At 41.6% G+C, this 26,807-nt stretch carries 27 protein-coding genes and 1 tRNA gene; 5 read left to right on the top strand and 23 right to left on the bottom strand.

Annotated elements, in window-relative coordinates:
• Positions 1-241 precede the first annotated feature (241 nt).
• The 12 genes from O3652_RS00340 to O3652_RS00285 all read right to left on the bottom strand — a co-directional run bounded on the left by O3652_RS00340 (position 242) and on the right by O3652_RS00285 (position 12,795).
• On the bottom strand, positions 242-1,123 hold the full coding sequence (locus O3652_RS00340; protein WP_016466093.1) for a class II fructose-bisphosphate aldolase: 882 nt from the start codon (positions 1,121-1,123) through the stop codon (positions 242-244).
• A 138-nt stretch (positions 1,124-1,261) separates the two neighbouring features.
• Positions 1,262-2,590 (bottom strand): sensor histidine kinase VncS, encoded by a 1,329-nt coding sequence (gene vncS, locus O3652_RS00335; protein ID WP_125413452.1) that lies wholly within the window; start codon positions 2,588-2,590, stop codon positions 1,262-1,264.
• Positions 2,587-3,243 (bottom strand): response regulator transcription factor VncR, encoded by a 657-nt coding sequence (gene vncR, locus O3652_RS00330; protein WP_125413451.1) that lies wholly within the window; start codon positions 3,241-3,243, stop codon positions 2,587-2,589. The genes vncS and vncR overlap by 4 nt, the downstream gene beginning before the upstream one ends.
• Positions 3,244-3,490: 247 nt before the next feature.
• Positions 3,491-4,870 carry an ABC transporter permease subunit Vex3 gene (vex3, locus tag O3652_RS00325; RefSeq protein WP_000903002.1) on the bottom strand — a complete coding sequence of 460 codons (1,380 nt, stop codon included), beginning with the start codon at positions 4,868-4,870 and terminating at the stop codon, positions 3,491-3,493.
• A gap of 50 nt (positions 4,871-4,920) precedes the next feature.
• Complete coding sequence (gene vex2, locus O3652_RS00320) at positions 4,921-5,568, bottom strand: ABC transporter ATP-binding subunit Vex2 (RefSeq protein WP_000173736.1); 648 nt, start codon at positions 5,566-5,568, stop codon at positions 4,921-4,923.
• A gap of 118 nt (positions 5,569-5,686) precedes the next feature.
• Positions 5,687-6,964, bottom strand: coding sequence for an ABC transporter permease (locus O3652_RS00315; protein WP_125413450.1), 1,278 nt, complete (start codon positions 6,962-6,964; stop codon positions 5,687-5,689).
• Between the two features lie 134 nt (positions 6,965-7,098).
• On the bottom strand, positions 7,099-7,710 hold the full coding sequence (locus tag O3652_RS00310) for a CPBP family intramembrane glutamic endopeptidase (RefSeq protein ID WP_084937430.1): 612 nt from the start codon (positions 7,708-7,710) through the stop codon (positions 7,099-7,101).
• Between the two features lie 272 nt (positions 7,711-7,982).
• Positions 7,983-8,068: transfer RNA gene (locus O3652_RS00305), tRNA-Leu, on the bottom strand.
• 79 nt (positions 8,069-8,147) lie between these two features.
• Positions 8,148-8,723 (bottom strand): cysteine hydrolase family protein, encoded by a 576-nt coding sequence (locus tag O3652_RS00300; protein WP_084937428.1) that lies wholly within the window; start codon positions 8,721-8,723, stop codon positions 8,148-8,150.
• Complete coding sequence (gene codY / locus O3652_RS00295) at positions 8,723-9,511, bottom strand: GTP-sensing pleiotropic transcriptional regulator CodY (protein WP_000940725.1); 789 nt, start codon at positions 9,509-9,511, stop codon at positions 8,723-8,725. The genes O3652_RS00300 and codY overlap by 1 nt, the downstream gene beginning before the upstream one ends.
• 283 nt (positions 9,512-9,794) lie before the next feature.
• The gene (locus O3652_RS00290; protein ID WP_049479576.1) at positions 9,795-11,372 is read right to left on the bottom strand and encodes a DEAD/DEAH box helicase; all 1,578 of its coding nucleotides are present in this window, start codon (positions 11,370-11,372) and stop codon (positions 9,795-9,797) included.
• A 196-nt stretch (positions 11,373-11,568) separates the two neighbouring features.
• Complete coding sequence (locus O3652_RS00285; RefSeq protein WP_371589969.1) at positions 11,569-12,795, bottom strand: OFA family MFS transporter; 1,227 nt, start codon at positions 12,793-12,795, stop codon at positions 11,569-11,571.
• A 192-nt stretch (positions 12,796-12,987) separates the two neighbouring features.
• Between O3652_RS00285 and O3652_RS00280 the strand changes: the two genes are divergently transcribed.
• The 5 genes from O3652_RS00280 to O3652_RS00260 all read left to right on the top strand — a co-directional run bounded on the left by O3652_RS00280 (position 12,988) and on the right by O3652_RS00260 (position 18,343).
• Positions 12,988-14,304 (top strand): FAD-containing oxidoreductase, encoded by a 1,317-nt coding sequence (locus O3652_RS00280; RefSeq protein WP_371589968.1) that lies wholly within the window; start codon positions 12,988-12,990, stop codon positions 14,302-14,304.
• A 93-nt stretch (positions 14,305-14,397) separates the two neighbouring features.
• A complete protein-coding gene (locus O3652_RS00275) occupies positions 14,398-14,925 on the top strand; it encodes a hypothetical protein (protein WP_070569130.1) in 528 nt (175 codons plus the stop codon).
• 82 nt (positions 14,926-15,007) lie between these two features.
• Positions 15,008-16,351, top strand: coding sequence for a lipid II isoglutaminyl synthase subunit MurT (gene murT, locus O3652_RS00270; protein WP_125413447.1), 1,344 nt, complete (start codon positions 15,008-15,010; stop codon positions 16,349-16,351).
• Entirely contained in the window at positions 16,351-17,133 is a 783-nt protein-coding gene (gene gatD, locus O3652_RS00265) for a lipid II isoglutaminyl synthase subunit GatD (protein ID WP_125413446.1), read from the top strand. Before murT ends, gatD begins: the two co-directional genes overlap by 1 nt.
• A gap of 127 nt (positions 17,134-17,260) precedes the next feature.
• Positions 17,261-18,343, top strand: a complete 1,083-nt coding sequence (locus tag O3652_RS00260; protein WP_084943811.1) for a Xaa-Pro peptidase family protein — start codon at positions 17,261-17,263, stop codon at positions 18,341-18,343.
• Between the two features lie 40 nt (positions 18,344-18,383).
• On the opposite strand, the gene O3652_RS00255 is transcribed toward O3652_RS00260, so the two are convergent.
• The 11 genes from O3652_RS00255 to O3652_RS00205 all read right to left on the bottom strand — a co-directional run bounded on the left by O3652_RS00255 (position 18,384) and on the right by O3652_RS00205 (position 26,765).
• The gene (locus tag O3652_RS00255; protein WP_049477948.1) at positions 18,384-18,845 is read right to left on the bottom strand and encodes an ECF transporter S component; all 462 of its coding nucleotides are present in this window, start codon (positions 18,843-18,845) and stop codon (positions 18,384-18,386) included.
• Entirely contained in the window at positions 18,823-19,596 is a 774-nt protein-coding gene (locus tag O3652_RS00250) for a bifunctional hydroxymethylpyrimidine kinase/phosphomethylpyrimidine kinase (protein WP_125413445.1), read from the bottom strand. The genes O3652_RS00255 and O3652_RS00250 overlap by 23 nt, the downstream gene beginning before the upstream one ends.
• Positions 19,586-20,335, bottom strand: coding sequence for a tRNA pseudouridine(38-40) synthase TruA (truA, locus tag O3652_RS00245; RefSeq protein ID WP_125413444.1), 750 nt, complete (start codon positions 20,333-20,335; stop codon positions 19,586-19,588). Before truA ends, O3652_RS00250 begins: the two co-directional genes overlap by 11 nt.
• Before the next feature lie 99 nt (positions 20,336-20,434).
• Positions 20,435-21,586: an MFS transporter gene (locus O3652_RS00240; RefSeq protein ID WP_125413443.1), complete on the bottom strand. Its 1,152-nt coding sequence runs from the start codon at positions 21,584-21,586 to the stop codon at positions 20,435-20,437.
• 112 nt (positions 21,587-21,698) lie between these two features.
• A complete protein-coding gene (locus O3652_RS00235) occupies positions 21,699-22,322 on the bottom strand; it encodes a Pr6Pr family membrane protein (RefSeq protein WP_084852578.1) in 624 nt (207 codons plus the stop codon).
• A 2-nt stretch (positions 22,323-22,324) separates the two neighbouring features.
• Positions 22,325-22,663, bottom strand: a complete 339-nt coding sequence (locus O3652_RS00230) for a zinc ribbon domain-containing protein YjdM (protein WP_001061600.1) — start codon at positions 22,661-22,663, stop codon at positions 22,325-22,327.
• Positions 22,664-22,872: 209 nt separating this feature from the next.
• The gene (locus O3652_RS00225; RefSeq protein ID WP_000229890.1) at positions 22,873-23,391 is read right to left on the bottom strand and encodes a DNA starvation/stationary phase protection protein; all 519 of its coding nucleotides are present in this window, start codon (positions 23,389-23,391) and stop codon (positions 22,873-22,875) included.
• 189 nt (positions 23,392-23,580) lie between these two features.
• On the bottom strand, positions 23,581-24,339 hold the full coding sequence (gene tpiA / locus O3652_RS00220) for a triose-phosphate isomerase (protein ID WP_044021157.1): 759 nt from the start codon (positions 24,337-24,339) through the stop codon (positions 23,581-23,583).
• A 96-nt stretch (positions 24,340-24,435) separates the two neighbouring features.
• On the bottom strand, positions 24,436-25,113 hold the full coding sequence (locus O3652_RS00215; protein WP_125413442.1) for a DnaD domain-containing protein: 678 nt from the start codon (positions 25,111-25,113) through the stop codon (positions 24,436-24,438).
• Positions 25,114-25,121: 8 nt separating this feature from the next.
• Entirely contained in the window at positions 25,122-26,066 is a 945-nt protein-coding gene (gene metA / locus O3652_RS00210; protein ID WP_125413441.1) for a homoserine O-succinyltransferase, read from the bottom strand.
• 186 nt (positions 26,067-26,252) lie between these two features.
• A complete protein-coding gene (locus O3652_RS00205; protein WP_001049316.1) occupies positions 26,253-26,765 on the bottom strand; it encodes an adenine phosphoribosyltransferase in 513 nt (170 codons plus the stop codon).
• Positions 26,766-26,807 lie beyond the last annotated feature (42 nt).

Here is a 26,807-nt window from a genome sequence, read left to right as displayed (position 1 = left end):
TTAGCTACTCTGTATTCCTAAAAATTAGGTGTTCCAATTTACTTTGGGAAAGGCAGTGATTTCTTTTGAAAACAGGTTTAAAGCTGTTATATTCGTTCGCTAAGAGTAGTCTTAGAATCATTGTAAAAAATTACATTCGTTTAACAACTTTGGATATAGTAGTCTTTAGTATATTCTCTATAAAAGAAAACACAAAAAACCCACCTTCACAGGCAGGTTTCATCTGTATTGTTCAGCTAGATTATGCTTTACCTTCTGAACCGAATACGTCGATACGTTCTTCAACTGATGCTTGGATAGCTTTTACACCGTCAGCCAAGAATTTACGTGGGTCGAAGAGTTTCTTCTTGTCGTATTCAGCTTCGTTTGCTTCGTAGTCACGAGCAAATTTACGAGTTGCATTAGCGAATGCGATTTGGCATTCAGTGTTAACGTTAACTTTTGCAACACCAAGTTTGATAGCTGCTTGGATTTGGTCATCAGGAATACCTGAACCACCGTGCAATACGATTGGGAAGCCTGGAAGAGCTTCTGTCAATTTTTGCAAGTGGTCAAGGTCAAGACCTTCCCAGTTTGCTGGGTAAGGACCGTGGATGTTACCGATACCAGCTGCCAAGAAGTCAATACCAGTTGCAACCATTGCTTTAGCGTCTTCGATTGGAGCCAATTCACCTTTACCAATGATACCGTCTTCTTCACCACCGATAGTACCAACTTCAGCTTCTACTGAGATACCTTTAGCGTGTGCTTTTTCAACAACATCTTTAGCCAATTTAAGGTTTTCTTCAACTGGAAGGTGTGAACCGTCAAACATGATTGAAGTGTAACCAACTTCGATACACTCAAGTGCATCTTCGTAGTGACCGTGGTCAAGGTGGATAGCTACTGGTACAGTGATACCCATTGACTCAACAAGGTTAGCGATCAAGTTGCGAGCAACTTTGTAACCACCCATGTATTTAGCAGCACCCATTGAAGTTTGGATCAAAACTGGAGCTTTTTTAGCTTCTGCTGCGCGCAAGATAGCTTGAGTCCACTCAAGGTTGTTTGTGTTAAATCCACCAACTGCATAACCGTTGTCACGAGCTGCTTGGACAAATTTTTCTGCTGAAACGATTGCCATTTGTCAGGCCTCCTATATATTTTTTGGGACATCCCATTTACATTGTTCATTTTATCACTTTTTGATAAAAAAAGCTAGTTTTTCCCATACTTTAGATTGAATTTCTTATAGCTCAATCTTTGCAAACCCTTTCTTCTCTTAGTATTGGGCTATTTTAGGATAAGACATAAAGAAGGTCAAACGATCATCTTGCATCTCAAAATGATAAGGTAATTTCTCATGTTCTAATAAACTTTTGACCACAAAGAGTCCCATTCCTGAACCCTTGGCCTTGCGATTAGCATTTTCAGAAAAAGACTGGGCCAATTTTTCTTGTTCTTCAGGACTACAGTTATTCTCGATAAAGAGCTCCCCTTCTCTCTCCCCGATACGAACCAAGCCGCCTGGAGTGGAGTGCTTGATAGCATTACTGATGAGATTCGATAGAATCAATTTCATGACAGATGGGTTTATGTAAGCCTGCTGATGGGTTAGGCTAATGTCTACCTGAAGTTCTCTATCCTTGGCGAGCAAAGCATAATCCTTGACCAGACTTTGCGTCATCTGAAGGAGGTCGACCTCTTCTTTCTCGTCTCGCAATTCCTGAACAGAAGAAAGAGACAGTATCTGGAGAACGTGGTGACTGAGGTCGTCTACAATCCCCAAGGCGACTCCAAGATAATGGTCTCTATCCTTATAACGGCCGACATTTTCTTTCATATTTTCGATTAGGATTTTCAAGCTTGCCAGAGGTGTTTTCAATTCATGAGAAGCCCCTCGTAGGAACTCAACCTTCATCTTCTCCAGCTGGAGAATAGCTTCATTCTTGTCATGCAAGTCCGCAATAACAGTCAAAAGGTGCTGGTAGAGGCTATTGATTTGTTCCTTGAGATCACCAATCTCATCCTTAGAATCTACACGCAATCGCACTTGGGCATCCAAATCCATCATCCGACGGGTCACTCGCTTGATTTCCAAAATCGGTGCAACAATGGTCCGAGCATAGATGTAGGCCACCAAAAGAGAAATCAGAAAGGATGCCAACAAGGTATAGGGGAGAAATTGGAGACTGATCTGCTCTGCTTCCTTTTGCAGGTCCATGGAAGCTAGAAATTGAAGAGTCATGGTGCTACCATCTTGCGTTTTCACCTCACGCTCCTCAATAAAGAGGGAAGTGGTCTGGCGATTCGCGTCTAGTGGAAGATTATCCTTGACTTCTAACTTGTCCTCAGTCATCTCTCCCTTGACAGCTCCTTTGATATCACTGCTCTGGGAATACAAGTCTAAGACTTGCTCGATACTCTGCCTATCCTTTCCTTCTAGGGACTGGGCAATGGCTGTCGCTTTCTGGCCAATGGTTTCCTGACGATGGCTCAGATAAGTTGAGGGAAAGAGAAAATAAATGGCTAAATGAAGACAAATCACCAGAACACTAAAAATAGAGAAGGTATAGATAAAAATCTTTGTAAATAAACCTGTTCGTTTCATTTTCTCTCCAATTTATAACCAACATTGCGCACAGTGAGGATGCAATCCAAGTCTAGCTTTTTCCGCAGTTCTTTGATATAGACATCAATGACACGGTCAAAGGGAACCTCATCTGTCGCCTTCCAGACCGCATCAATTATCTGAGAACGAGTCAAGGCCCGGCCTTCATTTTTCACCAGATAGTCCAGAATTTCCAACTCTTTGGCATTGATGGCCACTTCTTGACCTGCTAGGCTTGCACTGTAACTCTCAAAGTCCACCTTGGTATCCTTATAGGAGAAGACTCGTCCTGTATCGTAGTAGCGCTTGAAAATCGCGTCTACCCTCACTTTTAAGAGGGAGAGGGAGAAGGGTTTTTCCAGATAGCCGTCTGCTAGAGAAGCAAAAGCGCTCATCTTGTATTCCTCATCCTGAAAGGCGGTCAGCATCAGGACAGGAACTTGACTGCTTTTACGAATCTCCGCTAGGACTTCTAGGCCATTAAACTTGGGCATCTGGATATCCAGTAGTACTAGAGCAACTTCATAGCTGGAAAATTTTCCCAGAGCTTCTTGACCATCTGCTGCCTCAATGGTTTCATAACCACAATCCGTCAAATAGTCACTGATCCCCTCACGGATCATCTCCTCATCTTCTACAATTAAAATTTTCATAGAAAAACGTTTCACATTCCTTTAAATTTCTTGTAAATCTTCTCTGTTTCATCCTGATAGGAAGAGTCCTTATACTCAATGAAAATCAAAGAGCAAACTAGGAAGCTAGCCGCAGGCTGTACTTGAGTACGGCAAGGTGAAGCTGACGTGGTTTGAATTTGATTTTTGAAGAGTATTATCAAGATGAAATAGATAAAAATGCTACCTATATTATACCCCATTTAGGGGAGAATAGGTAGCAAGTTTTTTATTCGCTATCGAGCAAGAGCTCTTTTGGTTGTTTTCTGAGGAGATTGCTTGAAGCAAGCGCCATAACGAGAACCACTAGAACCAAGGCAAGGACAAAGACGATGATAAAGTCTGATGTCTGAATGGAAATGTCTAGGCTCGACAAGGTCTTGCTAAAGCCATCTACTTCTGCACCACCACCAAGGTTAGAGGCTTGAGCTGCCTTGCTGGCTTGCTTGGCAACACCTGAAGTAACATTGGCAAGGACGGTGTTTCCGATTGCACGAGCTGTATAGTTAGCTAGGAAGTAAGCAGAAACAAGAGCAGGGATGGCAATCAAGATCGATTCAGTGATGAATTGACCCAAGATACTTGCCTGCTTGAGACCGATAGAGAGGAGGATTCCCACTTCCTTGCGACGGGCGTTGATCCAAAGGCTGAGCAAGAGTGCAAGGAGAAGAACTGAGAAGCTCAAGCTACCCCAGAAGAGGAGGTTGGCCATCTTGTACATACCGGAGATGGATTGCTCTAGAGCTGGGTAGTTAGAGGAGCTCTTCACAAGTGTGTAGCTCTTCCAGTTGATACCACTGATACCATTCAACTCTTTCATGACGTCATCCAAGTTCTTGTCTGCTGTTACAAAGAAGGTTGCGTCCCCATAAATAGCTGTGTCTTCTGTGTATCCATAAAGTTTTGCAGCAGTGTGAATGTCTGTGATAGCTGTGTTTTCATAGAGTTCTTGTGAGTAGGTTACTGCTGACTTATTGTGACCATCAAAGAGTCCCTTGATTGTCACTTCGACTGTTTCCTTGGCACCTTTTTCATTGTCTGCATCATAGATATTGGAGTCTAGTTTGACCTTATCTCCAACTTTCCAGCCGTGTTTAGCTGCCAAGTCCTTGTGCATGAGGATCTTGTCTTTGTCGTCGTTGGTTAGGTGCTCACCTTCAACCAGCTTATATGAGCCAGAGACAAACTTGTCTTCTTTAGAGGAGTCATTGACACCTGTAATCATCAAGCTGCTTCCAAACCGTTTGGCACGGTCTGCAGTGAGATTTTTCTTGGTTTCTGGCGTTTCAATAAGGTCATATCCAGTCAAATCTCCGATAGCGTTGATACGTTTAACATAAGACTCGATGGCCTTGTTTTCGGTGATTTTTTTGATATCCTCACCCTTGATATTCCCAGAACCACGTGGCGTTCCTTGATTGACGCGACGATTGATTTGCATGGAGAAGCTATTGGTGATATTTTTAAAGGTCTCCTGAGAAGCCTTGGCTGTAGCTCCCTTGATCGACAAGCCGACCAAACTCAAGCTCGCCATGAGGAGAATAATCAGGAAGATAACAATCGATTTGAAAAACTTCCTTGTAACATAGGCAAATGCGTTGTGTAACATAGGTTCCCTTTCTAGATTTGATTTAATAATTCTATCAAAACAAGCTCATCTTATTTTGTAGTGTTGCGAGTTTCAGTCAGTTTCTTATTCTTTAATTCAAGTGTAATATCTGACGCTTGTGCCACTTCCTTACTGTGGGTGACGACAATCACACATTTACCTGTTTTCTCAGCAAGTGACTTGAGCAGTTCGATAATATCTCCAGCAGTTTTAGGGTCCAGATTTCCTGTTGGCTCATCAGCTAGGATAACTGGAGCTTCTGAAACCAAACTGCGAGCAATAGCAACACGTTGCTGTTGACCACCTGATAACTGGAGAACGTTCCGCTTGATCTGACTTTCATCCAAACCAAGTTCAAGAAGAGTATCCTTGCTGGCTTTTTTGTTGACCAAGCGGATATTTTCCAGTGGAGAAAGATAATCTATCAAGTTATAATTTTGAAAGACCAGAGAAATATGGTGCATGCGATGGTAAGAATATCCCTTATTCCGAATGTCCTCTCCTTGGAAAAGGATAGAACCTTCAACAGGACTATCTAGACCAGCAAGCAGGGACAAGAGAGTGGATTTTCCTGCTCCTGACTCACCAATGATACTATAAAATTTTCCGGGTTCAAAATTATACTTGATCTGATATAAAACTGCCTCAGCAGTGTTCTTATAACGGTAGGTAACATCTTGTAATTGTAATAAAGTCATGATTTCTCCTTCTTATACTCAATGAAAATCAAAGAGCAAACTAGGAAGCTAGCCGCAGGCTGTACTTGAGTACGGCAAGGCGAAGCTAACGTGGTTTGAATTTGATTTTCGAAGAGTATTAACTAATAGATGATAAAATTTCTTTCGGCGATTTTCTAAATAAGAATAGGAAACAAAGGGCTACAGACAAGCAACCAATCAGGAGCAGAAAGACATAGGATTCTGCAAAGGATAGGAGACTGGTTGATAGACCACTTGCTTTTGCCAGCGTGTCTTGTAAGCTTGCCTGATCTCCACTGGCTAGTACAGTTTGGAGTAGATAGGAAGTGATGGCGTTTCCTGCAACAAATGCTGGAAGCAAAGCTCCGAGAGATACCAAAACTACCTCTAAACAGAATTGGAGGAAGATCGAACTCTTGCCTTTTCCAAGTGCCAGAAGAATTCCCACTTCGTAGACCCTTTCTCTCAACCAGAGGGACAAGACCAAAATTAAGGCTCCTGCTCCTGCTATCAACATCCCATAAAGGAAGATGGTGAGGAAGGTTTGGAAGGTTGCCACTGAGTCCTTGATTTGTTCAAAGGCCTTGTTTTCCTTCTCAACTTGGTAACCTTGACTTTCCAAAGCCAAGTTTTCCACCTGCTTCATGAGTCCGTCCATTTCCTTAGGATTTTCTACATAGAAGCGCGCTGCACTGACTTGCGGTTCACTATTTCCCAGAAGCGTTTGGCTACTTTCATAGTCTGTAAAGACCTGGTTTTCACTGAAGTCAGAAGACAAGCCTGTAAATTTCTCTTGCTTTTTACCAGAAAAGATGCCGACAATCTCAAACTCAACTGTTTGCCCTTTTCCTGATTCTGACTGACCAGCATCCAAGCGAATCTTGTCATGAAGCGAAAGACCGTTCTTCTTGGCCAACTCTTCGTGGATAAGGATTTTCTTGGAATCCCCTTTTTGAAGATGTCGCCCTTCTTTTAGATTGAAAGCCGAACTGGTAAAGGTGACATCCTTGGATGAATCCTCAAGAGCCGTTAAGCTAACCAAGTTCTTTTCCGCAGCTGACAAATCATCGCGTTCAACGCTCTGCTCACCACTCACCGCTTCCTTGTCTTTCAATTTTGCGACCGTCTCAAGTTCAGGAGAGACATTTTCCAGTCCCTTAATCTTGCTCACGGATGCTAGGTCCGATAACTTGAAGGTCTGACCATTCTCTATCTTCTTAATAGAAAAAGAGGTATTAAGAGATTTGTAAAGATTGCTTTCTACTGTTTTGTTGGACTTCATCAGAGTCAAACAGGCTGAAATTCCTGCTAAAAGGACAAATAAAATCAGAAATAAAATAAAACTTCTCAGTCGTTTTCTGCTGACATAAGCCCAAGCTCTTTGGATTGGATTCATTTGTCACCTCCATATTTGTAAGACTATTATAAAATCCAAATATGAAATGTTTATGAAATCAAAAAAACTTTTTGATTTATTTTTTGAAAAAAAGCTGGTATTTCTACCAGCTTCATTTTTATAACTGTATCCACTCAAAGCAAAGAAAATGCAGAAACTAAACCAGAGAGGATGTTGGCTGTGGCATGCATTAGCCAACTTGGTAAAATTGATCCTCCTGCTATCTTTTCATTAACAAAACCAAGATAAGCTGCTATTGCTCCAGTAAAAAATACAATGAAAAAATTGACTTCCAAACTCACTACTGAAGCAAACAATACTCCATGAAGCAATCCAAAAGCGAAGGCCTGTATGGTATTTGCAAAGACAAACGGCATGTGATTTGCCATTCGTTTCAGTAGAAAACCTCTAAATAATAGTTCCTCTGGTAAAGATGTTTGCAAAATACTGTAAATTAGAATACTTGGTAAAGCCTTAGAACCCATAGCAGAAAAAGCCGAAGTAGCTGTTTCTAGACCACGAGTAAGAGGAAAGATAAGGATAGAAAAAATAGTAAATAAGGAAAATCCACCCACCATCCATAAAATCAGATGCGAGGTTTTTACTCTTTTGATAGCTTTTAGTCCGATCCATTCCATAAATGGAACTTCCCCCCTCATAGTCATAAACCACCAGATAGAAGGTAGTAAAATAATAAAGAGAATTTGAATAAAGGCGCTCATTATTCGTTGAAGTTCATTAACCATCGTAATCCTCCTTTACACTTTTGAAATACTCATTTCAAATACCAAACGACTATCTACTCCTCCTTTCCTACCTTATATATCCGTTTTAACCAAGCCTATTAGTATCCATTACTCGATGATCTTTCATATAAGACTTTTTGCAGTTACTTTCTATCTATATTATAGCACTATTTAAAAGAAAAGAAAAAAACAAGAAAGGTAGACCTCTCTTGTTGAATAATCACTATGCGTGCTGACAAAAAAAGAGCTAGCTAAAGCTAACTCTTACCCTATGCGGAGAGAGGGACTTGAACCCTCACGACCTAAAGCGGTCACAGGATCCTTAGTCCTGCGCGTCTGCCAATTCCGCCATCCCCGCGTCGATTACTTTACTAGTATATCAACTTTCAAAATCTTTGTCAACACTTTTTTCAGATTTTTTTCATTTTTCCAACAGGCTATTGTTCAATTTCAGCAAGGTTTTCATCCAGTAATTTTGCTCCCAATGTGTTCTTAAAATGCCCAAGAGCAAACAGATGATTTTCTGGCCAAATAGAGGCAACTGCAGACTTAACAATCTCAATTTGATAACCTAAATTATAAGCATCAATAGCCGTATGAAGAACGCAAATGTCCGTCAAAACACCTGTTAAGATAACAGTATCAACCCGACGTTCCCGCAAACGGATATCTAAGTCCGTTCCTGAAAAAGCTGAATAGTGACGCTTGTCCATCCAAAAGACACGACTATCCGCCTCATGCTCAGCATAAAAATCAGCTAGGGGGCCATAAAGGTTACGCCCACTAGTTCCAATGATGTTGTGCGGTGGAAAGAGCTTGCTTTCTGGGTGGAATGTATCCTTCTCTTCATGAGCATCAATGGTAAAAAAGACATAGTCTCCACGATCAAAAGCTAATCTAGTTACCTGATCAATGGCTTTTGATATTGCTTGAGCGGGTGCGCCAGCAGTTAGCTTTCCATGGTCTGCTACGAAATCCTCTGTATAGTCAATCGAGATTAAAGCCTTTGCCATTAGTAGTCCCTCTTTTTCACTTCCTCAAAAATATCACCAATTAGAACTTTGAGATAAGTCCCCTTCATTCCTAAAGAACGACTCTCAATAATTCCCGCCGACTCCAATTTACGAAGCGCATTGACAATCACTGAGCGCGTAATGCCAATACGATCTGCAATAACTGATGCAGTCAGCTGCCCTTCATTCCCATCCAACTCAGCTAGAATAGCTGATACGGCACGAAGTTCTGAATAGGAAAGGGTATTGACCGCCATGGTAACAGCCGTACGACGGCGAATATTTTTCTCATCTTCTTCACGTTGGAAGTTCAATAGTTGAATCCCTACTACCGTGCTGGCAATCTCGACAAGGATCAAATCTTCATCTTCAAACTTCTTATCATTGCGCCAAATGATCAACGAACCTAGGCGAATCCCTGATACATGAATCGGAGCAATAGTTGTCAACCCATCTGGAAAGTCTGCACGGCTCTCCACAGGGAAAATGGTCAAATCATGTTCAACAGGTAGGTTGGCTTCCGTGTCATAAATCATGTTCGCCCCTTGTACATAAACCTCAGGGAAGGTTTTGGTTTGGAAGAATTGTTCTACACGGTCATTATTGGTCTTATAACGCATAAAGTAACCCAAGAGACGTCCCTTGTTATTTACAATACAAGCGTTACAGTCAATAATATCAGCTAACTGACGTGTGATCGCATTGTAAGGAAGTTCATCTTGGAGTTGCTCCTCAGAGCGCTTTAGAATAGACGTGATTTTTCTTGTTTTTTCTAATAAATGTGCCATTTTTTACCTCGCATATAATCGCTTCCATTATAACATAGAAAAGTCTTTATTTCAATAATTATCTGAAAATTGCTTATTTAATTGCAATTTTGAACAACAAAAATATTTTAGAAAAAAAAGCGATTTTTTTATTGACATCCTATTTTATTTTTGATATTATAACATTATAAGAAGATGACATGATAAATCCCTTTCCGTTTCACCTATCCTTTACTATCACCATCTTCTTTTACTATCGGTCTCCTTATATATAAAAGCGATTCACATTGTGAATCGCTTTTTTCTATTTGTCTCCTTTGTTACGAATAACAAAGCCGGTTTTCTTTTCGCTTGAAGTGTTGCGAGGTTTTTTATTGTCTTTATTACGGTAACGTCTGTCTTTATCAAAACGATCGTTCCCACGACTGCCTTTCTTGAAGTCATCACGGCGACCATTGCCGCGGCGATCACGATCTCGACGGTCGTCTCCACGACGGCCTCCACGACCTCCCTTACCTTTGCCACCGAATCCATTACCTGATGGTTTAAATGGCAGTGGTTTTTCACGCGCAATCTCCACTTCAGGAAGGCTGTCTGGATCTTGGACTGTCAGACTCAAGATATACATAGCCAATTCTTCTGGACTAAATTCTGCAGCTAACTTACGAGCATCTTTAGCAAATTTTTCAAAGTTCCCACGAATAGTTTCATCCGCAAAATCACGTTCGATTTTCTTGAGAGCTACTTGTTTCTTAGCTTGGAAGGCTTCTTCTGCTGTCGCTGGTTTCAAGCCTTTCATGCGTTTCTTAGTCAAGTTTTCGATGATTTGAAGGTAGCCCATTTCATTTGGTGCTACGAAAGTAATAGATTGACCTGACTTACCAGCACGACCTGTACGGCCGATACGGTGAACATAACTTTCAGGATCTTGTGGAATATCGTAGTTGTAGACATGGGTCACACCTGAGATATCCAAACCACGTGCTGCCACGTCTGTCGCAACCAAAACATCAAGATTCCCATTTTTAAAATCACGAAGGACACGAAGACGTTTATTTTGGTCTAAGTCACCATGAATTCCTTCTGCACGGAAGCCACGAATTTTAAGTCCACGAGTCAATTCATCTACACGGCGTTTAGTACGACCAAATACAATAGCAAGTTCTGGTTGTTCCACATCCATAAGACGTGTCATGGTATCAAATTTCTCTTGTTCCTTGACACGGATATAGTACTGATCCACCAGCTCTGTTGTCAATTCCTTGGCAGCAATCTTCACATGCTCAGGGTCTTTCATAAACTGAACACCGATACGTTTGATAGCATCTGGCATGGTTGCTGAAAAGAGCAAGGTTTGACGATTTTCAGGGACACGGGAAATGATGGCTTCAATGTCTTCAAGGAAGCCCATATTGAGCATTTCATCCGCTTCGTCAAGAATCAGAGTTTCAATATCTTGTAATTTCAAGGCCTTGCGTTTAATCAAGTCCAAGAGACGGCCTGGTGTTCCTACCACGATGTGGGCACCAGATTTAAGGGCCTTAATTTGTTTTTCAATACTGGAACCACCGTAAACTGAGCGAACTTTCACTCCCTTGCTACGGCCAAAGCGGAAGAGTTCCTCTTGACTTTGGACAGCGAGTTCACGAGTTGGAGCGATGACCAAGGCTTGGATGGTCGCTTCTTCTGTACGGATTTTTTCAAGGGTTGGCAAGCCAAAGGCTGCGGTTTTCCCTGTACCAGTCTGAGCTTGACCGATAACGTCTTTTCCTTCGAGAGCCAATGGAATGGTCTGTTCTTGGATGGGACTGGCTTCTACAAATCCAGCTTTTTCAATCTCTGCTAGCAATTCAGCAGACAAGTTAAATTCATTAAATTTCACGTTATTCTTCTTTCTAAAGGTGGTGCGAAGCCACCCTATAGGGCTTTAGTTTATACTTTTCTTTTCATGACGTATCTTCTACAAAAAAGAGATACCGTGTTGCTTCTTTTCCACGAAAGAAAAGTACTAGTTTCTTTGCAACCTATCTAGTATAACACAAGAGGGAAGCAAAAGATAGTAGAATCCTTTTTGAAAATCATGTAAACGGTTTTTGGATTTCCTTTTTGATTGAACGACCTAGATAATAAGACAAAGCCAAGGCTATACTATATAAAATGAGAAAAACGAACAAGGTTTGTGTGTAAGAATGAGCTATTTTATAAGTCTCTGCTAATAAAATAGGCCCTGCTAAACCAGCCATTGCCCAAGCTGTTAAAATATATCCATGCAGAGCGGCCAATTCCTTGGTTCCAAAAATATCACTGAGATAAGCCGGAATCAATGAAAAACCAGCTCCATAGCAAGTCATCAAAATAGACATAGCGACTACAAATAAAACGGAATCTGTAAAGAGCCAAAGTGAGAGAGAAAAGAAAAGATTGACAAGCAGTAATATACTAAAGGTTAGAGGGCGACCGATATAGTCAGATAAACTCGCCCAGAGCAAACGACCAAACCCATTGAAAATCCCTAAAACGCCCACCATTACTGCTGCATGACTTGTAGACAAGCCAGCCATCTCCTGTGCCATTGGCGATGCCGCTGATATTAAGCCTAAACCACAAGCTATGTTGATAAAGAAAATAATCCAAAGTATATAAAACCGATTGCTTTTCAGGGCCTGATTCGCAGCCATTCCTTGCGTCAAAGAGGCTGTTTTTTCTTTCCCTGAAACAGATAAAATTGCAAGCTCTTGCTCATTTGGACGCTTAATGAATTGTGAAGCGAGGAGCATGATAATAAAGTAACTTGCGCCTAAAATATAAAAAGTTTCTACAACCCCTACCCCTGCGATGAGATGTTGCGCTATGGGACTAGTCAATAAAGAAGCAAAACCAAACCCCATAATCGCTAAACCTGTTGCGAGACCACGTTTATCGGGAAACCATTTTATAATCGTTGACACAGGGGTAATATAGCCTGCTCCCAAACCAAGTCCACCTAAAATACCATAAGCGAGATACAATAACCACAGCTCCTGACGGTCTATTGCAAATCCTGTTAAGATATTTCCACCTGCGTATAGAAAAGCAGATAGACTCCCCATGACTCTCGGACCAAATTTTTCTACCAATCGCCCCATAAATGCAGCCGATAATCCCAAACAAAAGATTGCTAGACTAAAGGCAAAGGCAACAGAAGCCTGATCCCATCCCGTTTTTTCAATAATAGGGTTGCGATAAACACTCCAAGCATAAGTCGAACCCAGCATTAAGTGTAAAATGACCCCAGCAAAGGCAATAATATAACGATTCGATTTCATAAAACCTCCTATTTTCGAACATTTATTCTATTTTATATAAAAATAGATAGGATTTTAGTCTATCAAGCTTGTCAAAAAATTACTAGTTTTTTGTCTGGAAAGCGTTTTTATCTTTTTCTGTCTTTTTCGTAGCAGATTTGTGCAAAAGTTTTTTTCTTGTGCTAGAATGAAATTCGAATAGGAGGACTATAAATGTTAACATATGATTTAATCGTTATTGGATTTGGTAAAGCTGGGAAAACACTAGCTGGTAAATTGGCTTCAGCTGGCAAAAAAGTTGCCCTCATTGAACGAAGCAAAGCTATGTACGGTGGAACTTGTATCAACATCGGCTGTATCCCAACTAAAACCTTACTAGTTGCTGCTGAGAAAGACTTGTCTTTTGAAGAAGTCATTGCTACCAAAAATACTATCACTGGTCGCCTTAACGGTAAAAACTATGCTACTGTTGCGGGAACAGGTGTAGATATCTTTGATGCGGAAGCTCACTTCCTTTCAAACAAAGTCATCGAAATCCAGGCTGGTGATGAAAAACAAGAACTGACTGCTGAAACTATCGTTATCAACACTGGTGCTGTTTCAAACGTCTTGCCAATCCCTGGACTTGCTACAAGTAAGAATGTCTTTGACTCAACAGGTATCCAAAACTTGGACAAATTGCCTGAAAAACTTGGTGTCCTTGGTGGCGGAAATATCGGTCTTGAATTTGCAGGTCTATACAACAGACTTGGAAGCAAGGTTACAGTCCTAGATGCCTTGGATACTTTCCTACCTCGAACAGAACCTTCCATCGCAGCTCTTGCTAAACAATATATGGAAGAAGACGGCATTGAATTGCTTCAAAACATCCGTACTACTGAGATCAAAAACGACGGTGACCAAGTTCTTGTCGTAACTGAAAACGAAACCTACCGTTTCGACGCCCTTCTCTACGCAACTGGACGTAAGCCAAACGTAGAACCACTTCAACTTGAAAACACAGATATTGAACTAACAGAGCGTGGTGCTATCAAAGTAGACAAACATTGTCAAACAAACGTTCCTGGTGTCTTTGCAGTTGGGGATGTCAACGGTGGACCTCAATTTACCTACATTTCACTTGATGACTTCCGTGTTGTCTACAGCTACCTTGTTGGAGATGGCAGCTACACGCTTGAAGACCGCCTCAATGTACCAAACACTATGTTCATCACACCTGCACTTTCACAAGTTGGTTTGACTGAAAGCCAAGCAGCTGATTTGAAACTTCCATACGCTGTTAAGGAAATCCCTGTTGCTGCGATGCCTCGTGGTCACGTCAATGGAGATCTTCGTGGAGCCTTCAAAGCTATTGTCAATACTGAAACAAAAGAAATTCTCGGTGCAACTATCTTCTCAGAAGGTTCACAAGAAATCATCAACATCATCACTGTTGCAATGGACAACAAGATTCCTTACACTTACTTCACAAAACAAATCTTCACTCACCCAACCTTGGCTGAGAACTTGAATGACTTGTTTGCGATTTAACTAGAAAAATAAAAGTATTTTCTTTTTGAAAATGCTTTTATTTTCTTTTTATTTATGTTATTATATCGTTATATTATAAAGGAGGTTTTATGAATGAATAAAACAAATAGAATATTTGCACTCGGACTCTCTTGCTTGTCAGTCCTCGCTCTAGTTGCTTGTAGTGGTGCAAGCAAAAAAGAGGAAACTACTTCAAAGAATGACAAAGTAGAAACATCCTCAAGCAAAAAAGAGACCGAAAAGAAAGGAAAACTTGCTATCGGGGATAAAATAACGTTTGACAATGTGGCTGAGTATACGATTACAAATGTAGAATGGACTGATGAACGTAATCAATTTGATAAAACTAACCCTGACAAAGTATTGAAAGTAACATACAACGTAACTAATCTTTCAGAGAAAGATTTAGCTGTAGGATGGGATATGAATCTTTATGTTGGAAGTAAAAAAATGGACTCCTACGCTAACACGAACACTGCAGAAACTCTATCAAGTGGGAGATCTTTAGAAGGTGCTGTTCAACATTTTGGAGTTATTGGAAATGGTGACTTCGAACTCGAAATTAAACCTGTTGGTGATTTTAAATCAAAACCTGCCATCGTTGCATTTAAACTAGACTAAATCCAACAGCCCTCTTTGGGCTGTTTTTGCTTCTTCGAAATCTCAAATCTGTCTTTTCCCTCTTTTATGATATAATAGAAACATGAAATTAAAAACTACTTTGGGCCTTCTAGCTGGGCGTTCTTCTCACTTCGTTTTAAGCCGTCTTGGCCGCGGAAGTACGCTCCCAGGAAAACTCGCCCTTCAATTTGATAAAGATATTTTACAAAATCTAGCTAAGAACTACGAGATTGTCGTGGTCACTGGAACCAACGGGAAAACCCTGACAACTGCCCTCACTGTCGGCATTTTAAAAGAAGTTTATGGTCGGGTTCTGACCAATCCTAGTGGTGCCAATATGATTACAGGGATTACAACAACCTTCCTAACAGCCAAATCTTCTAAAACTGGGAAAAACATTGCCGTCCTCGAAATCGACGAAGCCAGTCTTTCTCGTATCTGCGACTATATCCATCCTAGTCTTTTTGTCATCACCAACATTTTCCGTGATCAGATGGACCGTTATGGTGAGATTTACACGACTTATAAGATGATTTTGGATGCCATCCGTAAGGTGCCTACAGCTACTGTTCTCCTCAATGGTGACAGTCCGCTTTTCTACAAGCCAGCTATTCCAAATCCTGTACAGTATTTTGGTTTTGACTTGGAAAAAGGGCCAGCCCAACTGGCTCACTACAATACCGAAGGAATCCTCTGCCCTGACTGTCAAGGCATCCTCAAATATGAGCACAATACCTATGCCAACTTGGGTGCCTATATCTGTGAAAATTGTGGCTGCAAACGACCTGAATTGGACTACCGTCTGACAGACTTGGTTGAGTTGACCAACAATCGCTCTCGTTTTGTCATTGACGGACAAGAATACGGCATCCAAATCGGTGGGCTCTACAATATCTACAATGCCCTAGCTGCGGTCGCTATTGCCCGTTTCCTCGGTGCCGATTCACAACTGATCAAGCAAGGATTTGACAAGAGCCGTGCTGTCTTTGGACGCCAGGAGACCTTCCATATCGGTGATAAAGAATGTACTCTTGTCTTGATTAAAAATCCTGTCGGTGCGACCCAAGCTATCGAGATGATCAAACTAGCGCCTTATCCATTTAGTTTATCTGTTCTTCTTAATGCCAACTATGCTGATGGGATTGATACTAGCTGGATTTGGGATGCTGACTTTGAACAAATCACTGACATGGACATTCCTGAAATCAACGCTGGTGGTGTTCGTCATTCTGAAATCGCGCGTCGTCTACGAGTGACAGGCTACCCAGCAGAGAAAATCACTGAAACAAGTAGTCTGGAACAAGTTCTCAAAACCATTGAGAACCAAGATTGTAAACATGCCTATATCCTGGCTACCTATACTGCTATGCTGGAATTCCGTGAACTGCTGGCTAGTCGTCAGATTGTTAGAAAGGAGATGAACTGATGGTTTATACTTCACTTTCCTCAAAAGCTGGCAACTACCCTTATCAGCTCAACATCGCCCACCTCTATGGAAACCTCATGAATACCTACGGAGACAACGGCAACATCCTCATGCTCAAGTATGTGGCTGAAAAACTGGGAGCTCATGTAACAGTTGATATCGTTTCTCTCCATGATGACTTTGACGAAAATCACTACGATATTGCCTTTTTCGGTGGTGGTCAAGACTTTGAACAAAGTATCATCGCAGGCGACCTACCTGCTAAAAAAGAGAGCATTGACAACTACATCCAAAACGACGGAGTAGTTCTAGCCATCTGTGGTGGTTTCCAACTTTTGGGGCAATATTATGTTGAGGCTTCAGGCAAACGTATCGAAGGGCTCGGTGTCATGGGCCACTACACCCTCAACCAGACCAATAATCGCTTTATCGGTGACATCAAAATTCACAATGAAGACTTCGATGAAACCTACTATGGCTTTGAAAATCACCAGGGCCGTACCTTCCTCTCAGATGACCAAAAACCGCTGGGACAGGTGGTCTATGGAAATGGAAACAACGAGGAAAAGGTCGGTGAAGGGGTTCATTATAAGAATGTCTTTGGTTCCTATTTCCACGGACCTATCCTCTCACGTAATGCCAATCTAGCTTATCGCCTGGTTACTACTGCCCTCAAGAAGAAATACGGTCAGGACATCCAACTCCCTGCCTATGAGGACATCCTCAGTCAAGAAATTGCTGAAGAATACAGCGACGTCAAAAGCAAGGCTGACTTTTCTTAAACTAAGGAAAATTAGATCAAAGAACTCCCCTATCTTGTCGGAGTTCTTTTTGCCTGTTCTTTTACCCTTCTCCCTTGCATTTTCTCTCTTTTTTTGCCAAAATAGAGGGGTAGAAAGAAGGTAGCATATGTCTAAATTACAACAAATCCTAACATATCTTGAATCAGAAAAACTAGACGTCGCTGTCGTATCTGACCCCGTCACTATTAATTACCTCACTGGCTTTTACAGTGATCCCCATGAACGCCAAATGTTCCTCTTTGTTCTAGCAGATCAGGAACCTCTCCTCTTTGTCCCAGCCCTTGAGGTTGAGCGTGCAAGCAGCACTGTTTCTTTCCCAGTTGTAGGCTATGTGGATTCTGAAAATCCATGGCAAAAAATCAAAAATGCTTTGCCTCAGCACGACTTCAAACGTGTCGCTGTTGAGTTTGACAATCTCATCTTGACCAAATACCATGGTTTGAAAACAGTTTTTGAAACTGCTGAGTTTGAAAACCTCACTCCTCGCATCCAACGCATGCGCCTCATCAAATCAGCTGACGAAGTCCAAAAAATGATGGTTGCAGGTCTCTATGCGGACAAGGCGGTCAAAGTTGGTTTTGATAATATTTCTCTTGATAAGACTGAGACAGACATCATTGCCCAAATCGACTTTGCCATGAAAGGTGAAGGCTATGAAATGAGCTTTGATACCATGGTCTTGACTGGCGATAACGCTGCAAATCCACACGGAATTCCTGGTGCAAACAAGGTTGAAAAGGACGCCCTTCTCCTCTTTGACCTCGGTGTCATGGTTAATGGCTACGCCTCAGATATGACTCGTACGGTCGCTGTCGGTAAACCGGATCAATTCAAAAAAGATATCTACAACTTGACTCTTGAAGCCCAACAAGCTGCCCTTGACTTCATCAAGCCAGGTGTGACTGCCCATGAAGTTGACCGCGCTGCACGTGAAGTCATTGAAAAAGCTGGTTATGGTGAGTACTTCAACCACCGTCTCGGTCACGGTATCGGTATGGATGTCCACGAATTCCCTTCTATCATGGAAGGAAACGACATGGTCATCGAAGAAGGCATGTGCTTCTCTGTTGAACCAGGTATCTATATCCCTGGTAAAGTCGGGGTCCGTATCGAAGATTGCGGTGTTGTGACCAAGGATGGCTTTGACCTCTTTACAAGCACCAGCAAAGATTTGCTTTATTTTGATTAAACCTAGACAAGCAAAAAGTCAGCTTCAATAGCTGACTTTTTTATTTTATCTTCTTGACGCTTTGAAAGACTACAAATCCCACAACCATTCCCAAGGTGTTTTGCAGGAAGTTTGGAAGAATTTCTGGTAAGGCTGCTGACCAGCCATTCATTAGAGTTGAGCCCAGAGCGTAGCCACTTACCATGACGATTGTAGCTAAGACTAAGCCCAGCCATTGCCATTTCCCTTTAAAACCTGCAAAATAACCTTGCAAACCATGATTTATCAAGCTAAAGAACATCCACTGTGGATAGCCTGATAGAAGGTCAAGCAGAAAAGCTGCTAGTCCTCCAACGACAGCTCCTTCTTTACTGCCAAAGTAAAAAGCAGTAAAGAAAATACCTGCGTCCAAGAGAGTCAATATTCCTGTTGGCGTTCCAATTTTCAAGTAATAACCTAGAACCACAGAAAGGGCGGTTAAGAGGGATACAAGGGCGATTTTAGTTGTTTTGGTTTGCTTCATATTGTCTTACTCCATATTGATCTGCTTGTGCAATAGCACGGTAAACGAAAGCTTTCGAGCTCTCTACTGCTGGTAAAAGTTCATCACCTTTAACCAAGTGACTGGCAATGCTTGAGGCAAAGGTACAACCTGCACCAGCATTTTGACCTTGGATAATAGGATTTTCTAGAACTGTAAAATTTTGTCCATCATAAAAGACATCCACTGCCTTGTCCTGACTGAGGCGATTGCCTCCCTTGATAATGACTGCTGGCGCTCCTAAATCATGCAATTTCTGCGCTGCAGCTTTCATGTCTTCCAATGTTTTAATTTCCTGACCAGCCAACAATTCTGCTTCAGGAAGATTTGGCGTAATCACACTGACATGAGGGAAAAAGAGAATCAACTCTTTACAGAGTTCACTGACAGCCACATCGTGCGTTTCCTTGCAGACCAAGACGGGATCCAATACAACAGGCACTCCTGGACGTTGCTTGATAAAGTTCAAGGCTTTCTCAGCCACACTGACAGTAGGGAGAAGACCAATCTTAATCCCTGCAAATTCCACATCACGCAAGCTATCCAATTCATGTTGAAAAACGGCATCGTCAGTTGGAAAGACTTCAAAGCCCTTTTCAGTCAAGGCCGTCAAACAAGTCACTGCTACAAAGCCATGCAAGCCGTTTAAGGTATAGGTGGCCAAATCAGCTGATAAACCACCACCACTAAAAATATCATTCCCAGAAAGGGCTAAAATACGATTATTCTTCATAACGAATCTCCTTTAAATACAAGCCATTCGGTGCCGCTGTTGGACCTGCTAGCTGCCTGTCCTTCTTCTCCAAAATCAAGTCAATCTGCTCAACTGGCATTCGATTATTTCCGATTTTGAGCAGCGTTCCCACCATATTGCGAATCTGCTTATACAAGAAACCATTCCCTGAAAAGCTAAAGGTCAAAAACTGCCCTGTCTCATCAACACTAAGACTGGCTTCTGTAATGGTTCGAACCTTGTCCTCTACACTGGTTCCAGATGCTGTAAACCCGGTAAAATCATGAGTTCCCTCTAGCTTTTTGATTGCCATCTGCATCCGCTCCACGTCGAGCGGATAGGGAAAGTGAGTAGCGTAGTGACGACGCATAGGATTTTTGGGACGCCCCCTATCTACTATAAACTCATAGGTCTTGCTGTGCTTGGCATAACGGCAATGAAAATCATCCGCCACAAGCTCCATCGAGATTACATCGATATCTTCAGGAGATTGGGTATCCAGGGCAAAACGAAGCTTTTCCTCATCCATCTGATAGGGAAGATCAAAATGAATGACCTGACCAAGAGCATGAACCCCACTATCCGTCCTACCAGCACCATGAACAGCGATGGCTTGCCCCTTATTGAGTCTCGTTAAGGTTTTTTCGATTTCCTCTTGAACGCTCCGCGCATGAGGCTGGCGCTGAAAACCAGCAAAGGCATAACCGTCATAGGAAATGATTGCTTTATATCTTGTCATAACTTCTATTTTATCAGGAAATAAAAGTGTAAACAAGTTTAAAAACCAATAATTGTCTGGGTACAAAATTCCCGAAAAGAAAAACTTAGGAAATTAATCCTAAGCTCTCTTTTGAAGTGCGTACATAACAAAGATAGAAGTGACAATCAACCAGCATCCTAGAATGGTGAAGACCAACATACCGTTTTGAGTCACCAAGCCGATCGCCCCAAGAATGAAAGGTGTCGTAAAGGCTCCAAAGCTGCATCCTAGCACTGCAAAAGATGTTGCCTGATTAAGGAGCTTGGCTGGGATTCTTTCAGAAAGAAGCTGAAAGACAGTGGTCAAGGCCACACTGTAAGAAAAACCTGCCACAACACTTCCAACTACCATCACACCCAATGACGGAGACAAGGCAATCACAATCTGCCCCAATCCAAAGGTGATACCTGACCAAAGGAGCAACCTTTCTTTAAACACAGAGATAAAGAAAGAAAAACTCACACCTGCTAAGATACCAATCAACTGCATGATACTTAAAACCAAACTCGATAACTGGGCATCCCCTAGACCTCTTTCTACCATCAGACTAGGAATACGAATGGTGATAGCTGTATTGGTGCAGACAACAACTGCTGCTTCGACAGCCAATAGAAAAATTAAGCCTTTCATCTGTCCTGTCAAACGAGTCGTTTCGGCCTCTTTTTTCTTTGTTTCTTTCTTTTCTTTCCCATAAGGGACAAAGAGCAGATAAAGAATCAATACTAAAAATCCCGCACTGTAGGCCAAGAAGGTCACTGTCCACCCAAAGGATAAGAGCTGACCGACCACTAGAGTCAAAATCGATGCCCCGACAACTTCTGCTGATCCGCGGAGACCCAGCATCTGGATCCGTGTCTTTCCATGATAGCGTTCGCTGATGATGGAAATGGCCTTGGCATTGATCATCCCAACACCCAAGCCAAATAAAATCCGCATAGCAAAGACAAAGTTATAATCCTGATACCAGAAGGGAGCTGTTCCACCGATAGAGAGGATGAGAAGTCCCAGACTGATCTGAAGTCGCTCAGGAAGCAAACGCTCCAAAAACCCATTTAAAACCAGCATAATCATGATTCCAAAAGAAGGGAGACTGACCAGGAGCTCGATTTGTTCTTTGGGGTAGCCTTGATAATAGTCAAACATGGCTGGCAGAGCACTTGAGATGGAAAAGGAGGTAATCAAAACGAGGGAGAGGGCCAAAATACTAGCCCGTTCTAAATATTGTTTCATGGATTTTCTTTCTATATATTTCTCACTGTTGATCCTTTTAAAAGGAAGATGGCAAGAAAAGAAGGAGCCCGATTGAACTAGAGACTCCGTCCTAACTTTCCTCATAGGAAGACTATTTTCGCTTGATTTGCTTGATCAGATAGAAGATGAAGCCTGCAACCATATACGCCGCAAAAATGATCAAACACCATTTGATAACCACGTCCCAACCCTTGTTCACATTTAAAAAGAAATAAGGGAAGGGATTGTCCTTGGAATTCGGAATATTGAGTTTTAAGACCAGTCCGTTAAACAAGGCAAAAATCATATAAACCAAGGGCAAGATGGTCCACAAGACTGGATCCCAGATCTTGTATCGACCCTGTTTATCAAAGAAGAGGGTGTCGGCTAAAAACCAGAGTGGAACGATATAGTGGCAAAGGAAATTTTCCACTCGGTAAAAGTCTGTCGCGATCGGAGCAAGCATAAAATGGTAAATCACACAGGTGATCATGATACTCATTGTAACACCACCCTTGAGACGAAGCAAGGTCGGACTTTGCCAATTTTCACCTGAACGGCTCATCACACGGAGCAGATAGCCCGTGAAAATCGTTACCAAAAGATTGGACAACACTGTGTAGTAAAGGAGCATACCAAAGCCACCGTGCTTGGTAATTTCTAAATAAACCCCTGTAAATGCCGCTAAGAACAAGAGGACACGACTATAAAAGATAAATTTATAATTCAGTTTCATGGCTAGATTTTCTTAACAAATTCTGACTTGAGTTTCATAGCTCCAAAACCATCAATCTTACAGTCGATGTTGTGGTCACCTTCTACGATACGGATATTTTTAACGCGAGTTCCTTGTTTCAAATCCTTTGGCGCACCTTTTACTTTCAAGTCCTTGATAAGGGTTACAGTATCGCCGTCAGCCAATTTATTTCCATTGGCATCGATAGCAACAACACCTTCTTCTACTTCTGCAACTTCTGCAGGATTCCACTCATAGGCACACTCTGGGCAGACCAAGAGACTTCCGTCTTCGTAGACATATTCTGAATTACATTTTGGGCAATTTGGTAAGTTGTTCATAAGTCCTCCTAAAACTAACAATTATTCTTTAAAATTCATATGTTATTGAACAGCAACTATTATACCGTAAAATCCTACTTTTGACAATGTGTCCTAAGTCCAGCAGACAAAAAAATCATGCAACTGTTTACAGTTACATGACTTTTAAAAGATGATTGGTCATGGGCACTTATCAAGCACCACATGATAAAAGGGGTAGCAACTATATTTTACAAACCAGGAGCTTGTCCAAGTTCTGCTGCAAGCATCCAAACTGTTTTCTCAAGTTCAGCCTTAGCACCAACAAAGATATCGTTTGTAACATCATCGCCTTCTTCATCAGTCACATCCAAAGCTTTTTGGAAAAGAGCGATGAGGTAGCGATAAATCGCTAGAACACGTTCCAAGCTTTCTTCAACGTTACGGAATTCTCCTTCTTCTTCTTCGATTTCACTGTGTTGAAGGAATTCTGTCAAAGTTGAGTAAGGTTTGCCGCCAAGGGTGATCAAACGTTCGCTGATTTCGTCAAGATAGCCATCAAGGCTGTCCATGTATTCATCCATTTTTGGATGCCATACGAGGAAACCACGACCACGCATATACCAGTGAACTTGGTGAAGGGCAATGTGAGCCACATACAAGTCCGCTACTGCTTGGTTCAATACTTCCTTTGTTTTTGCCAATGCTACTGGCGCTGTTTTAGATAATGTTGTTACGTCTTTTACTGCTTCTTTTTTCAATTCAACCATATTTCTTACCTCTTTTCATTTTTTTATAACTACTTCACAGTAGCTATAATACAAGTATACTACTACCAGAAAATGATATCAAGGAAAATGTACTATCTGAGAAAAGTTGTAATAGACTGATAATTTAAGAAAAATATACGGTCTCTATAAAAAAAGGCAGTCTTAGAAGACTGTCTCGAATAATTTAGATTATTTTACAAAATCAAGCAATGCCAAGAAGCTTTCAGCTTCAAGTGACGCACCACCAACAAGGGCACCGTCAACGTCTGGGCAAGCCATGTATGAAGCAACGTTTTCAGGTTTAACAGAACCACCGTATTGAACACGAACTTTGTCCGCAACTTCTTGACCAAAGTCTGCAGCTACAACGTCACGAACGACTTTACACATTTTTTGTGCATCGTCTTGTGAAGCTGATTTACCAGTACCGATAGCCCAGATTGGCTCATAAGCGATAACGGATGCAGCAACTTGTTCAGTTGTCAATCCAGCCAAAGCAGCAGATACTTGAGCACCTACGAATTCAGCAGCTTTACCAGCTTCGTAAGTTTCAAGTGACTCACCACAACAGATGATTGGAAGCATACCGTTTGCAAAGATTGCTTTTGCTTTTTTGTTGATATCTTCGTCGGTTTCATGGAAGTAGTCACGACGTTCTGAGTGACCGATCACAACGTAGTCAGTACCGATTTCTTTCAAAACTTGTGGGCTAGTTTCACCAGTGAAAGCACCTGCATTTTCAAAGTAGCAGTTTTGAGCAGCAACTTTAAGGTTTGAACCTTTAGCAGCAGCAAGAACAGCTGTCAAATCAACTGCTGGAGCTGCGATACCTGCTTCAACAAGGTCTGATGAAGGAAGTTTTGATGCAACGGCTTCAACGAATGCTTTTGCTTCTTCTGGATTTTTGTTCATTTTCCAGTTACCAGCGATAAATGGTTTACGTGACATTTCACATACCTCTTTTTTCATTTTATTCACTATTATTCTATCATATTTATAAGGAGCTTGCAAACCTTACTCTAATTTTCAAGATTTTTCAAGCGACTAATCTTGCCACAAATTCATGGCATCGAGGAAATCAGCCGAAACCTGAACTTGTTTGGGATTGTTGGCTTCTCGCTCTGCTCGTTTGGCCTCTACCTGAGCCACAGACTGAATTCCTTCATGGCGCCAGTTTCGTAGGATTGCCTGAATATATTTCCAGTTTGGCTTGCCATTGAGAACAGCCTCTCGGAGAGCTTCCTTGATCAAATCCGCCTTAACTCCGTCTTCTTTGACAGTCTTAGAAAGATCTTCGATTTCAAATGGTGTTAATAAGCGTCCCAATTCTTGCTGAAAAGTTTCAACCAGATCCTTCAATTGATTCTGCGGATTTGGGGCAGTTGTAGCTGGAGTTTGGCTATCTAGTAAGCTATCCAAGCGTTCAAAAGCCAAACTAGCATCAAAAATCAGCTCAATTTCCCCATTTAGTTCAATGGTCCGATATTGTAGCAAACCATTTTCAGTCAAATTTGAAATAGATTGGTTGACATCTGCCACCTCTTTCCCAATGATTTCAGCAATCTGACTAGGTGAAACATCTCCTAGGGCTGTGGTATTTTGTAAATAGAAAAATTGCCAGACGAGAAAATCTTCGCTGGAAGGAAAGAGTTCCTTAAAATGCAAGAGCAGGGCACTTGGCAAAACCAAGTTCCCTGATTTAAAAGCGTCAAAATATGTCATAATTCCTCTTATAGATATCCAAATGCAGCCGCATCATCCTCTACCTTTCTCCAGTCAAAAGGGGTTTCTTGATAAACTGCATAGTTCACCCAATTGCTGAAAAAGAGGGCAGCTGATGAAGACCAACAGAGACAGGGCCTCTCATTTACATCATCATTTTTAAAGTAGTTCTCTGGGATATGAGGGTCGAGTCCCGCCTCATAATCACGAAAATACTCTCTTGCCAAAGTGTCACGATCGTACTCCAAATGACCAAAACTATAAATCTCACGCAAATCTCGACTAGCTAGGATAGAAACCCCAACCTCAGGACCTTCTGACAGAATCTCCAGATTGGTCTTGTTTAAGATTTCTTCTTTTAAAATCTCAGTATGACGAGAATGAGGAGCTACATAGCGATCATCAAAACCTCTAAAAAGAAGGTGCCCTTCTTTCAAGGTGTCCTGTGGATAAATTCCTGATAGTTTCCGATCCATCTGGTGCTTTTCAACGCCATAGCGAACATATAGACCTGCTTGAGCTCCCCAACAGATATGGAGGGTTGAAAAAACATGCGTCTTGGACCATTCGATGACCTGCTTGAATTCCTCCCAGTAGTCCACCTCTTCAAAAGGCAAATGCTCGACTGGTGCTCCTGTGATAATCATTCCATCAAAAAAGTCATCCTTGACCTCTGGAAAGGTCTTATAGAAGGTCTCCATATGTTCGGCACGAGTTGTCTTGGAACGATGTGTTTCCATATATAAGAAATCAATATCTAATTGCAAAGGGGTATTCGCCAAATGCCGTAAGAGTTGCGTTTCTGTTACCATCTTTTGAGGCATGAGATTTAAAATCAAAATCTTCAAGGGGCGAATATCCTGATGAGCGGCCCTTTGGTCATCCATAACAAAGATATTTTCTGTCCTTAAAATCTCCACAGCTGGTAATTTCTTATCAATTCGAATCGGCATAATACCCTCCTAACAGTTCTCTATTTCGGGAATGATCTTGTCTGTTTGAAAGCAAAAACCTCCAAATACTTCTTCCCTTTATTATACTGTATGAAGATATAGTTTTCAATTATAGTTTTTCTCTAACTAGCTATAGTTAATTTATATAGCAAAAGAAGAGAAAACAGTCCCAAGGACTGTTTTTCATTAATAATGCATAAGTACCTTGTAATCGTAATCTCCGATTTTTTCACGGCCTTTAAGCTCATCCAACTCAATCAAGAAAGCACAACCGGCTACAACTCCACCAAGTCTTTCAATCATCTCAATCGTTGCCTTGACAGTTCCACCTGTTGCCAAAAGATCATCTACGATGAGAACACGTTGGCCTGGCTTGATCGCATCAGCATGCATGGTCAAGGTATCAATACCGTACTCTTTCTCATAGTCAGCAGAAATGACTTCACGTGGCAATTTCCCTGGTTTACGAACAGGAGCAAAGCCAATTCCCAACTCAAAAGCAACAGGACAGCCCACGATAAAGCCGCGAGCCTCTGGACCCACGATCATGTCGATCTTCTTATCGGTTGCATACTGAACAATTTCACGAACAGCGTAGCTATAAGCATTTCCATCTGCCATCAAAGGGCTGATATCACGGAAGGTAATACCTTCCTTAGGATAATTTTCAATCGTTGCGATATAATCTTTTAAATTCATCTTTTTCTTTCTTTCAAAGTTTTTACTCTCTATTATAGCATA

The organism is Streptococcus sp. 27098_8_23 (genome assembly GCF_041432195.1).
Classification (GTDB): Bacteria; Bacillota; Bacilli; order Lactobacillales; family Streptococcaceae; genus Streptococcus.
The sequence above is the reverse complement of the archived record's forward strand: the minus strand, read 5'-3'. Positions and strand labels throughout refer to the sequence as shown.